Origin of the sequence: Polaribacter sp. ALD11, assembly GCF_002831685.1 — a bacterium.
GTDB lineage: Bacteria > Bacteroidota > Bacteroidia > Flavobacteriales > Flavobacteriaceae > Polaribacter.
This window is the reverse complement of record NZ_CP025119.1, coordinates 133,030-146,293: the sequence shown is the minus strand read 5'-3', so window position 1 is coordinate 146,293 and position 13,264 is coordinate 133,030. Positions and strand designations below refer to the sequence as shown.

Annotated in this window: 9 protein-coding genes; 1 reads left to right on the top strand and 8 read right to left on the bottom strand. The window is 31.9% G+C overall.

All coding sequences use genetic code 11. From position 1 onward, the window contains the following. Positions 1 to 16: 16 nt before the first annotated feature. Both CW731_RS00470 and CW731_RS00465 read right to left on the bottom strand, forming a co-directional pair. Positions 17 to 1,150, bottom strand: coding sequence for an exo-alpha-sialidase (locus CW731_RS00470; protein WP_232734697.1), 1,134 nt, complete (start codon positions 1,148 to 1,150; stop codon positions 17 to 19). Between the two features lie 23 nt (positions 1,151 to 1,173). Continuing rightward, positions 1,174 to 2,340: an AGE family epimerase/isomerase gene (locus tag CW731_RS00465; protein WP_100944860.1), complete on the bottom strand. Its 1,167-nt coding sequence runs from the start codon at positions 2,338 to 2,340 to the stop codon at positions 1,174 to 1,176. 126 nt (positions 2,341 to 2,466) lie between these two features. Here CW731_RS00465 and CW731_RS00460 point away from each other — a divergent pair, with 126 nt between their 5' ends. Continuing rightward, on the top strand, positions 2,467 to 3,192 hold the full coding sequence (locus CW731_RS00460) for a FadR/GntR family transcriptional regulator (RefSeq protein WP_100944859.1): 726 nt from the start codon (positions 2,467 to 2,469) through the stop codon (positions 3,190 to 3,192). A 206-nt stretch (positions 3,193 to 3,398) separates the two neighbouring features. Here CW731_RS00460 and CW731_RS00455 read toward each other — a convergent pair whose 3' ends face one another. From CW731_RS00455 to CW731_RS00430, 6 genes are all read right to left on the bottom strand, one after another. Further along, entirely contained in the window at positions 3,399 to 4,304 is a 906-nt protein-coding gene (locus tag CW731_RS00455) for a dihydrodipicolinate synthase family protein (RefSeq protein ID WP_100944858.1), read from the bottom strand. Positions 4,305 to 4,424: 120 nt separating this feature from the next. Further along, a complete protein-coding gene (locus CW731_RS00450; RefSeq protein ID WP_100944857.1) occupies positions 4,425 to 5,933 on the bottom strand; it encodes a RagB/SusD family nutrient uptake outer membrane protein in 1,509 nt (502 codons plus the stop codon). Positions 5,934 to 5,944: 11 nt separating this feature from the next. Then, positions 5,945 to 9,199, bottom strand: a complete 3,255-nt coding sequence (locus CW731_RS00445; RefSeq protein ID WP_100944856.1) for a SusC/RagA family TonB-linked outer membrane protein — start codon at positions 9,197 to 9,199, stop codon at positions 5,945 to 5,947. 424 nt (positions 9,200 to 9,623) lie between these two features. Then, complete coding sequence (locus CW731_RS00440) at positions 9,624 to 10,976, bottom strand: DUF3472 domain-containing protein (RefSeq protein ID WP_100944855.1); 1,353 nt, start codon at positions 10,974 to 10,976, stop codon at positions 9,624 to 9,626. A gap of 42 nt (positions 10,977 to 11,018) precedes the next feature. Continuing rightward, entirely contained in the window at positions 11,019 to 11,216 is a 198-nt protein-coding gene (locus CW731_RS00435; RefSeq protein WP_100944854.1) for a hypothetical protein, read from the bottom strand. Between the two features lie 450 nt (positions 11,217 to 11,666). Beyond that, positions 11,667 to 13,262, bottom strand: coding sequence for a RagB/SusD family nutrient uptake outer membrane protein (locus CW731_RS00430; RefSeq protein ID WP_100944853.1), 1,596 nt, complete (start codon positions 13,260 to 13,262; stop codon positions 11,667 to 11,669). Positions 13,263 to 13,264 lie beyond the last annotated feature (2 nt).

The window sequence follows — 13,264 nt, the reverse complement described above, 5'->3', positions numbered from 1 at the left end:
ATTTTATTTAAAATGATTATTTTTCAGCCTTTTTATAACTATCCTTTCCGTCTGTTAACCAAGCTAATGAAAAGCTAGTAAATTCATTTTTTTTGTAACCATCCTTTTCAAAAAACAAACCGATTTCTCCATTTTCTAAAATAGTTAAAGAAGAATATGCAGAAGACCCCTCATACACTGTTTTTCCTTCACTCCATGTTTTTCCTTCATCATAACTAATACGAACCGCCATATTTACACGTCCTTTTACAGATTTCGCGTTCGAGAAAATAATTCTATTTTTATCGAAACCATCTTCTTTTGACGTGTATCGAATAATACTTGCATTACAACCCGGGTCTATTAATTCTGGTACTGGGTTTGTTTCCCAAGTTTTTCCTTCGTCATTTGAAGTGTGTACATAACGCATTCCTTTTCCGTTTACACGTGCATTAATCATTAAAGAACCATCTGCTAATTGAATAACTTTAGACTCATCTGCAGGTAAAACTGGCGTATCTATAAAGTACCATGTTTTACCATGATTATCACTACCAAACAAATGCAAACCGCTATTTAAGTTTACCATGGTGTGTAATAATTTCCCTGAACGCATTTGAATACCACGACCAGAAGTAATAAATTTAAAATCTTTTTTCCATTCTGATTTTGCTATCTGTGAAGTAATATCTTCTGGTTTACTCCATGTTTTTCCGTTATCAGAACTTTTCATTACGTGTAAATAGTAAATATCTTTTTCGGTATCTAAATTCATATAATTGTAAAACATAAAAATATCTCCCGTAACTTCATCAACAATCATAGATGGATCTGAAGCAGATTTACCTTCTGGAAAATCAATAACCATTTCAATTGGTGTCCAATTTTTACCATTATCACTACTTCTTCGAATGATAACATTAATGTCTTTACTCCATTTTAAATCGCCACAATTTGGCACACGTTGATCAATAGCTGCTATTAAATCGCCATTTGGTGCCGTAACAATTGAAGGAATTCTGTAACAAGAAATGCCTTCTTCCATTCCTGAATTAAACAAAGCTGTAAACTCTGGTTGTTTATTTAAATCTTCTTTTGCTTCTACTAAAGTTTTCGTTCCGCACGAACTCAAGAGTGCAATTGCCATAAAAAATATTGCGTTTTTAATCATCTTACTATTATTTAAAAATTAAATTATTTATTATTTTTTGCTTCTATTTTTTCAAAAGATTTCCAACATTGATACATGGCTCTAGGCACATGAAAACAACCTTTCCATTTTCCCCCTTTTGAATTTAATAACACTTCTCCTTGACGGTTTAAATAGCCAAACCATTCGCCATTTTCTGGATCTGAAAAGTGAGTCCACGCATATTCATGTACTTTGGTGTACCATTTTAAAATTTCAGGATTTTCTGTTTGTTCATACGCTTTTGACAGTGCTACTAAAGTTTCTAAGTGAACCCACCATAATTTTTGATCCCATTCTAATTGTTGTGGTGGATGCCCTTTTGAATCCATAAAATAGAAAATCCCACCATATTTTTCATCCCAACTATACTCTAAAATAGTTAAAATAGTTTGTGTTGCTCTATTGATTAGTGCTTGGTCATTTTTACGCACACCAATATCTATCATAAACCACATGGCTTCAATACCATGACCAGGATTTAACAAACGTCCGTTAAAACTATCATGATGTTCTCCGTTCGGTAAAACGTTTTCAAAAATTAACCCTGTTTTTTTATCCAAAAACACTTCCATCACTTGATGAATGCTATAGTCTATCGTTTTTTGAACTTCTTCTGGTTCTAAAATTTCTTCTAATTCTAACACTAAATTAGATAATATCATTGGTAATGAAAAACCAATTAATTGTCTGGTATCTGTGTTTTTCTCATAAACGCCTTTCGGATTATCAATTCTACTTAAAATATTGAAATACGTTTTTTTAGCGAGTTCTTTTACCTCTTCATCTCTAGATGCAATTGCATACTGACTAAATGCCATTGCAGCAAAACAATCTGAAAATATATTATAAGCTTCTACTAAAGGTTTACCTTCTGCTGTTACAGAAAAATAAAAATCGCCTTTACTATTCATACCGTATTTGCGTAAAAAATCTACACCATTTTTAGCAATTTCAAGCCATTTTTCGTTTTTTTCTACCTTGTTGTATAACATAGAAAAGGTCCAGATTTGTCGTCCTTGAAGCCAGATGAACTTATCTGTATCATATACATTTCCATGCGCATCTAAACACGTAAAATAACCGCCATTCTTGTTATCTATTGAATGTTTTTCCCAAAAGGGAATAACATCTTTAAGTAATGTATCTTTGTAATGTTTAGAAAATTTCATATTCAAATAAAATTTATATATTGGTTTTTTATTCTTAAGTTAAAATAGTGTACTTTTATATGTGTGACATAATACAAAAATAGACAATTATCTATTTGTATGTCATGTTTTTAATAAAATAATTAGATGAAAAGAAAACTTAGTAAAATTAAACCACTTGAAAACTTGTCGTTAGTCGATAAAGTGGAACTTAGATTGAAAGAATATTTTAAAGAAAATAATTTAAAGATTGGCGATTCGCTGCCAAAAGAACTAGAATTTGCTGAAGCATTAGGCGTAAGTAGAACCGTAATTAGAGAAGCACTTTTAAGATTGAGGACAATTGGAGTTATTCAATCTAAAAAGCGAAGTGGAATGATATTGACGCAACCAGATATCATACAAAATTTTGAAAAAGCCATTGAATATAACTTATTAGGAGAAGAGGCTTTAGTTGATATTTTTGAACTTAGATTGATTTTAGAAGTAGGAATGGCAGATTTATTGTTTGCCAGAAAAACAGAAAAAGATATTAATGACTTAGACAAAATCGTTTCTAAAATAGAAAAAGAAGAAGATGGCAACGTCATTTTTAGCTTAAAACACGAAATTGCTTTTCATAGTAAACTGTATCAAATGTCAAACAACATAACACTACAAAGGTTTCAAGACCTATTGTTACCTGTATTTAATTATGTACATGAAGACATGCCAGAAAGTGCAAAAAACTTTCAGTACTCAAAAGGGAAATTTGTATCGCATAGAGATTTATTAAATATTTTAAAAGACGGGAATGCCGAAGATTTTAGAGAAGCTATGAGAAACCATCTAGAACCACATTTTGAGAGAGTTTTAAGTTTGGTTAAAGCTTAAGGTTTCTTCAGGAAATTAACAAAAGTGCATCAATAACTAAGAGGAAATTTATTTAAAATATAAACTAAATAAATTCTCATCAGCAAAAACATAGGAGTTCGTTATTTTAATAATACTTTTTTAAATAAATCTTCTCAATAAAAAAAGCCAACTTTAAAATTATTTAAAGTTGGCTTTATATTTAATTTAGCTATTAGAAGCTGATTCTATTTACTAAACAAATCTGCTAAACCAGTAGCGTCTAATTCTTCTTTAATAATTTTATAATCTGCATCTGTTAGTGTGGTATGTGGAAATCTACTTGGGCCACAATCTATACCCAAAACTCTCATAAAACCTTTTCCAACACCATTAAACCCACCTTTGCTGTCTAAAATTTCTACAAATCGAATGGCTTTTACTTGTAATTCTGAAGCTGCTGCCATGTCTCCTTTTTCAAAAAGTTCTTTTATTTTGTAATATAATGGTGCCAATTGATTGTATGTGCTACCAACCCAACCTGTAGCCCCCATTGGCAAACTGTTTAAAAATATTTCATCATAACCAAAAAGGATATTAAACTTATCATTGGCAACTTTTTTACTGTGCTGATAATCTATTAAATTATTATTGGTAAATTTTATCCCCGCTAAATTAGGGATTTCATCTTCTGCTAATTTCAAAAATTCTTGCATATTAAAATTAGCTCCAGATAATACAGGGATATGATAATAATAGAATGGAATATTTGGTGCACATGCAGCAATTTCTTTACAATATTCTACTAATTTTTCTATTTTGTTTAATCTAAAGTAATAAGGAGCCAAAACAGCAATAGCATCCATTTTATCGGCTGCATACATTGCTAATTCTTTTGCTTCCCTTAAACTTGTGTGGCCTACATGATCTATTAAATACAAATCTTTCGATTTATTTTGAGACCAAGCCAATGTAATTTGTTTGCGCTCTTCTGTTGATAATGATGCAAAATCTCCTGTAGACCCGTTCATAAATACTCCTGCGATTTTATTATTGATTAAAAACTGACTATAGTCTTTAATCTTCGCGGTGTTTAACGATCCGTCACTATGCATAGGTGCATACGCTGCAGCTATTAAATTTTTTATTTTCATAAAGTGAAATTAATTGTTTTAATATTTAGTTTTTTTTAATAGCCATAAAAAGAGAGTTTAGTTCTACAACTAAAACTCTCTCTTCAACTAATTCAAATTAACAAATGAATTGTATAATGATTAATTTGTATAACCAATTGTTTGTTCTAACAAAGGGTTTCTACCAATCATGTCATTAGTTATGGGTAATACTAACTTATATTCTTCTCCTGCAGATAAAAAGCTAACGTTATCTATTACAAAGCTATCTCCAGCTCTCCTTAAATCCCACCATCTTTTTCCTTCTCCGATAAACTCTTTGTAACGCTCATTTAAAATAGCATCTGTATTATCTGCTTGCGAACCATTTACATACGCATGGTTAGCAACTACATAATTTGCCCCATAAGCTCTTTTACGAATTTGATTGATTTCTGATGACGGATCCTCTCCTAATAAATTTTTTGCTTCAGCTAAAAGTAAAACAACATCTGCATATCTGTATAATGGCACATCGTTTTCAAAAATACGTTCAGAACCATTTACTTGCCCTAAAAACTTTTTAAAGATAGAACCAAAGTATGTTGGCTCGCTATATGTTGGGTAACCAGCTCCTCCATTATCATCTGTATATAATTTTATAAAAGTTGCATCTCCACGAGCATCATCACTATCATCTAACAATAGTATTGTTTTTTCAGATTGACCGTATCTATTTGCTCCAGCAATAACAAAATCACTCATAGATTCCCCTACGTTATTAAACTGTGGATTAATTTCGGTACTTCTACCAGTTAAACCATTATAAAAATTACTTGCTTCATCTTGCTGATATTGTATTGCAAAAATAAACTCACTGTTACCTTCATTCGGAACACCCCATAAATTCGAGATATTAGGCTCTAAACTTACACCTAAAGTTGCTACTTTCTGTAATGCTGTTTTAGCTACTGTAAAATCTGCAGCGCCACCGCCAAGTAAATTTCCAGACCAGATGAATACTTCACCTTTAAGTGTTAAAGTTGCAGCCTTAGACCAAAAGACTTTACTACTTTCCCAGTAACTTCCATCTGAACCAAATGAGGTTAAAGAAGCTTCTAAATCTGATTTTATTAAAGCCATTACATCTTTTTTTGGAGTTCTTATTCTACTTAAATTGGCAGGATCTACATCTGTAAAAGGTTCTAAAATAATTGGTACATCTCCCCAAGTTTTTAGTAATGTATAATAGTATAAAGCTCTTAAACCGTAAGCTTGTCCCAATAAATGCTTCTTTTCTGATGCGTCATTAAAAGTAATGTTGGGTACGTTAATTATAAAATCATTTACTCTATGAATTCTAGTGTACAATCCTGCCCAACCCCCAAAAGGCGCTGTAGCAACTGTAATATTAGATTCTATTAAAGACTCGTTAGCAGGCGACTCATAGGTGCGTCCTCCCCAAATATCACTCCTCATCTCCCCTAATAACCAAAGCGTGCTAGCAGATGACCTTAGATTTGCAAACAGACCTGTATGTGCTGTTTTAGCTCCTTCTTCTGTATCCCAAAAACCGGCTGTTGTTAACTGGCTAGGGCTTGTTAACTCAAGCTCGCTTTCACAGGCACTTAAAGTTAATGCAGCAATAAATATATATAAATACTTCTTCATTTTTTTAAAATTTAAAATGTTAGGTTAAGTCCTATTGTAATTGTTTTAGGAACAGGAAATTGTCCGTATTGCACACCACCTACTTCTGGTGTATCTCCACTCATGCTTTTAAAGTAATGCAAGTTTGTACCTGTTGCGTACACGCTTAACCTTTTAATAGCGTCTTTAAAATATGCTGTTGGTACGTTATAACTTACTGTTATTTCACGCAATGCTAAATAGTTTCCTTTTTCCCAGAATTTATTATTCGCATAATTTTGTAGACTACCACTACCTTCACTACCTCTCCAAATATTTTTAGCTCCGTTCACAAAAACAAAACGAGGTAAATCTGTATCTGTATTGGTAGGAGACCAAGAATCTAATACTTCAATAGGTTGTGCTAAATTACCTTGTGTTTGTCCGTACCCTTTATTTTTAACATGATTCCAAACTAAATGACCTGTCGCAAAATCTGTTTTAACAAATAGACTAAAGTTTTTATAATTTAAATTTGTTGTAATACCACCAACAAAGTCTGGAGTAGTACGTCCAATCACTTTTCTATCTAGACCATTAATGATACCGTCCTTATTTTGATCTACCCATTTTACATCTCCTGCCCAACGTTTATTTCTACTTGCACCTGGCATGTATTCATCTGTTATGGCATTATCTGCATCTGCTTCTGCTTGTGTTGCATATATACCTGCTTGCTCAAAAGCAACTACTAAATCTCCACCAGATCTTTGCCCTTCTTGGTAACCACCAACCCATTCTTCAGATTGAGTATCAGCATTCCAAATTAAGGTTCCTCCTTGTCTGTTTAAATCATTGTCATTTTCAGGAAGTTTTACTACATAATTTTTATTAGTAGTAAAAGTAGCACCTACATTCCAAGTTAAATTATCATTTCTAATAATATCACCGTTAATTTGCAACTCAAAACCTCTATTTCTAATGGTTCCGTTATTTGTTAAGATACCACTAAACCCTGTGTAGTATGGCAAAGTAAGGTTTGCCAATTTATCTTTAATGTCTCTTGAGTAAATGTCTGTAATAATTGAGATTCTATCATTTAAAAATGATACATCTAAACCTGCATTTAACGTTGTTGATTTTTCCCAAAATAAATCTAAGGTTGGTAAAGATGAGTTAGCATAACCGGTTTGTCCATTATAAACACCCTGACTTCCGTAAGAACCATAAACACCATAATTACTTAAAACCTCTAGATTACCATTTACACCATAACTTAATCTTGGTTTTAATTTAGTAACTACATTACTAATTGAAGAATCTTCAAAGAAAGTTTCTTTATGAGCATTCCATCCAAAAGATACTCCTGGAAAAAAACCAAATTTATTATTCCCTAATCGAGATGACCCATCATTTCTATAGGTAAATCCGAATAAATACCGATTATCATAATCGTATAATAATCTACCAAAGTTAGATATAATAACATACTCAGATTCAAAACTAGTAGGAATACCATCTGCTTCAGCCCCTGCGTTTAATGTTTCAATTAAATCTGTAGGAGAGTTTCTAGTACCTGCTGATGTACTGAAATAGTTGTCTTTATAATACTCTGCTCCAATTAATGCATTAAAACTATGTTTACCAACGCTTTTTGTATAATTTAAAGTACCTGTTAACTGATTTCTTAATGTTCTTTGTAAGCTAACTGAAGCTTCACGTCCTGTACGTAATGGTCCGTCAGTAGTACCTACTCTATACGCTCTATTAAAACTTTCATTATGATTATTAACTGTAAAATGACTACCAGTTACAGATACATCTAGATTGTCTATAATTTCCCAATTAACACCTACAGAAGCAGACAAACGCTGTTCTAAATTCTTTCTAACAAATTTATCTTGGTAATATAATGGGTTACCAAAACTTTGATTTTGCCCTGGTGCATAATCATCTGTTAACGTACCATCTGCATTAGAGTTAAAAGTTCTTGAGGTTGATGCTTGCCCTTGAAATCTTCTAAATACAGTATCATCTCCCCCTAAAGGACTTCTATTTAAGCTAGAGTGAGCATATAAAATATTTGAGTTTACTTTTACATTATTTGCAACTTCATAAGAACCACTAAATTTTCCTGAATATCTTTTAAAACCAGAACCTAAAACCAAACCATCATTATCTAAAACACCTAAACCTAAATAATAAGTCCCTTTCTCATTACCACCATCAAAAGATAAATAATGATCTTTTGATTCGCTAGTTTGATAAATACGATCACCAACTTCTTGGTTGTCATAAAATAAAATTTGTTGTGTTGGGTCTAAAACGTCTGGAATAGACGCCCAACCTGGTTGCTTTAATAAATATTGATTTGAAGGCGTTAAAAGTTGTGTTGTAAAAGGATCGGTAGTTGTATTATTACCAAGTCCTGCACTATTACTTCCATTTAAAAAAGCACCAAAAGCACCACTATTACCAGCAATTTCTCTGTACCAAGCAATCGATTGTCTGTTGTAGTTTATATGATCTGCAGCACCAATATACTTTTGATCATCCCTTTCGCTATTCATACTATATTTATATTTATAGTTGATAGACGACTTTCCTACTTTACCGGTTTTTGTGGTTACTAAAATAACTCCATCTGCAGATCTTGCCCCATAAATAGCTGTTGCTGCTGCATCTTTTAATACTTCTATAGATTCGATATCATCTGAATTTAAAGCATAAAAAGAACCTGGAATCCCATCAATTAAGATTAACGGAGAACCAGTACCGTTAAAATTAGTACCACCACGTAAAACAATTTGTGGTGTAGCACCTGGTTGACCTGTAGTGTTTGTTACTCTTAAACCAGCAATAGTACCTTGTAAGGCTGTTGCTGCATTAGATCTTGTTGAGTTTTCTAAAATTTTTGTATCTAATTTAGATACAGATGTTGTTAATTTAGATCTCGATTGTTTACCATAACCAGTAATTACAATCTCATCTAACATTGCACTAGACTCTTCTAAAGCTACATTAATTACTACTTTGTTTGTAACGGTAACCTCGGTTGTTTTATAACCAACATAGCTAAATACTAGCACGTCTCCTACTTTCACTTTAATAGTATACTTACCATCAAAATCTGTTGCTGTACCTTTTTTGGTTGCCTTAATAAATACAGTGGCACTAGGAAAAGGTATATTATCTCTTAAGGAAACTACCGTTCCTGTAATTGTTTTTTCCTGACCATAACTTAACGTTGGTAAGGTAAAAAGCAAAATAAATATCATATAAATGATATTGGAATCTTTTTTTTTCATACTAAAACAGTTTAAAATTATTAAAATTAAATTGACAAATCACATCAGTATTATGTCGTACATAATGCAATGATATTGTAATTTTTTAACTTAACAAAAAAAGAATTAAGAAATTTTTAACTTATGTAGATACAATTCAGATATTTAATAAATAAAAAAAAAAGGAAATACGCGAAAAAAAAGGAAACTTAAATAGCAAATAACTTACGCTATAATTACAAAAACCAGAAGAAACACAAAATCTTTAAAACAAAATGCAAGGCACTAAAATAGTTAGATTAGAATTAAATTATTTTAAATATACTATATTTAAGAATCAACATAAAATTGACAATATCATCTTATCTAAAACATCTTTAAAATAAAGAAACCCCAAAAATATTTTTTTAGGGTTTCTTACAAATCAATTCAAATCAAAATTTATTCACTCTAAAGCTTCCAATTTAGAAAAATCTATAATTGGTGCAACTCCATTTGATTTTCTTGTAAAATGAGAATCAATTGGAGTAGTATCACTAAAAAAACCACAATTTTTCATAAAAAACTTATTTCCTTCTACACCACCTGCATAATCCCATCTAGATTCTTTTCTTGCAGTGGCATCTGCTGTAAACTTAGCCTTTGTTAATTCTATCCATTCATTATCGCTAGTGTATATCCATTGATTATTATAATTTGCTTTTCGCGAAATATAACCAGTTTTCGTCTCAAAATTTTCTAAGAAAGAATACAGGTTTTGTAAATACCTACTGGCTTGCGGTCTTCTAAAACTAGCTATTAAGTTCCACTTACCTTGTTCTGGCGCATAAAAATAAGCTGTATAATCTGTTGAATTATTTTTAGCTGGAACTCCTTTTAATAAAAACTTATAAGTAGTACTCGCCTTCCAGTTATACACTTTATAACTTTGCCCACCAGAACCTTCATTACCAAACTCGCCAGATGTTACGCCATCTCCTTTTCCTAACAAAATAATTTTATGATCATCTGGAATCTCATTCGGGTCTTGAGTATCAAAAGGACTCCAAACTGAAAAAAGAATGCGACGTTCAGTTTCTGAATTTACCTGAATACCAAAATAACCATCCTTAAATCCGTTTGCCATGTAGTAAGAGCCAATAACATCTTCACCTTCCGGAACATTAATTTCATTATAAAAATATGTTATTTTTTTTTCTTTTGGTAACTCATAAGATAAATGTACTGATGGCCCACGTCTACCAAAATAAAAATCTTCTTTAATAAAGTAAACATTTGCTGCGGTAGCAGCTCCTTCAATAATAAAAGCATCGATATCTGCATACACAGTACCATCTTTTTGTAATCCTTGAATTTCTATCGTTTGATAACCTGCTTTAGAAATATTAAATTCTCCTATAGAAACCTCTTTTTTATTGGCTTTTTTTATGGTAATTTCTTTGGTATCGCTGCCTAAAGAAATTCTAATTTTTGATGATTCTTCTATTCCTTTTAACTTTAACATCAAGTTAATCTTCCCAGTCTTTTCTGTTTTAAAATAGGTTTTAATTCGTGTTTCAGAATCTTTCCAATTTCTGATTCCATCATCTCTAATAATTCTATTATTTAACACTACATTATTTGTAACCCAGCTATTTCCCTTTGCTGGTATTTCAAAAGAAAGAGGTTTGATTTTCGTTGCAGCAATTTGATCTGGGTTTTTATCATTTTTGCATGAAAACACAATCCCCATCATAAACACAGATAGTATTATTATTGAAATTCCTGAAAGTGTCTTTTTTGTTTTATTTAATATCATTTGTTTCTTTTTTTACCAAAAAATTAATTTTTTAATCGAAAATTATTGTATTGAAATTTCTTGACGCTCGACATCATAACCTACTGCAAATATTTTATATGAAGCATCGAAAGAGCTTACAATAAAATTATTTCTAGCTGAAAGATGCACAACGACACCCTCTTTTTCTTGATGATAAACGGCAGCGTTGTTTGTTCCTGAAATTGTTCTTGTATTGCCAGGTACCGATGCTTTGTTCATATAGAAATTGCAACTTCATCTCTGGTTTGGGGTATCCTTTAGATTGTATAGAAGCAATTGCGTAATCTACCATTGTCTGTGTAACATTAATATTTCCTTGACCATAATCATCTAAATCAGCATTTACCACTTTTTAAAAACCCCAATCGATAAAAAACTCAGTTAAATCGGTTTGTGCAATATCAGAACAAATCTTAGCAAACTCTACTTATGCAGCTCCTGAAGAAGCTGGGTTCTCATTTACTCGAATTACTTCGTATTCGTCTTTATTTTAATAAGCTTGTTATTTAAAAATAACCCAATTATTCTCTTAAATTGTAATGAATAGCTTTATGTTAAAATTGATAAATCCCGTCAACAATAAAATAAATTGACGGGATATACTAATCAAATAAATAAAACTTACCTCTTTAAATACCTGTTTTCTATTTATAATTTGATCTTAATCACCTAATATCCAACATTGTTAGGCACCAAGTTCGGGTTCTTGTCAATTGCTCCTTGTGGGATTGGTAAAAGATTATTTTTAGGAGCTTGAAAAGATCTGTTCTCAATTAGATTTGATGGTAGTGTTAAAGAAACATTATAATCTCCATTTGGTTGTATTGTTCCTAATACTGTTCCTCTTTTTGTTCCCATTAAATCACCATTAAGAACGTCTGAAGCAATATCCCAACGTATAATATCGTCTCTACGAAGACCTTCCATTGCAAATTCAACTCTACGTTCATTTCTTATCAGCTTCCTTAGGTTTGATTCATTAGCGTATTTCACCCTGTCTACCGGGGCAATACCAGCTCTCAAACGTACATCATCTAAAGCCTTATAAAGTTCGTTGTCTATTTGTCCCAATTCTAACTTTGCTTCTGCAATTGTTAGAAGTACTTCTGCATATCTAAATATAAAGATATCATTACCCATATTCCAATATGCAGCACCTGGGTCTAACTCCATAAACGCCGTATATTTTTTAAAATTATATCCAGTTTTAGATGCATTATCTGCTTTGTTAAAATAATCATTACTTTCTTCTTCAACTGAACGATAGACTTTACTTCCAAACTCTTGACCAGAATAAACGATAGAAGCTCTTAATCTAGGATCTCTATTTACATAAGGATTTGTTGGATTGTATTCCCCATCACTTTCTGCTTCTTGAATCGTTTTTCCGTCTAGCATTCCGAAAGCGTCAACCAGTGACTGTGTTGGTACTACTGAAGACCAACCACCAATTCCATTCGGTAAAAAGGGAGTAAAACCTATTGCATAAAGATCTGGAGTGTGTTGTACCGATAAAATTATTTCACTATTTTGCTCATTAGCCGGATCAAAGAGTCCTTCAAATGTAGGGTTCAAAGAATAACCACTAATACTGTTTGCAGTTATTAATGCATTTTTATAGTCTTTAAAATAAAGATAATAACGCATAAGTAACGCTTGAGCAGCTCCTTTTGTAGCTTTTCCATATTCTGCTCCAGAATAAGATTCCGGTAGAGTGCCAATCACAGACTTTAATTCATCTTCAATAAATGTGCGTATTACCTCTTGCGAGTCCCTTGGTACTTTAGCTTCTTCTGGAGTAGCAAAGTTTTCTACAATTAAAGGTACATCTCCATAGTTTATTGTCAAAGTATAATAATTATATGCACGAATAAAGCGCGCTTGAGCCTTATAAATTTCTCTATCACCTTCAGGTACTGCTGTTGCATTGTCTGCATTTGCAAGAAATTCATTACATCTGTTAATAGTACCAAAACCGTAGTAATTAGCACCTGGGTCTGCTGGCGACATCTTACCATTTCCTATATTTGTCCATCCTTCCCAAGGGAAGTTATTGTATGCATTATCAGAGCCACAATCACGATACATAATTGAACCTCCATCTTCAAAACCGCTATAACAACCTGTTAAAGCCAAATCTAAATCTTTTTTGCTTTTCCAAAAAGTAGAAGGAGAAAGAGCATCATTAGGTGCTGTTTCTAAAAAAGATTCGCTGCAAGCATTGAATATAAAAACTATAACTAATAAATATATTATTTTTTTCATCT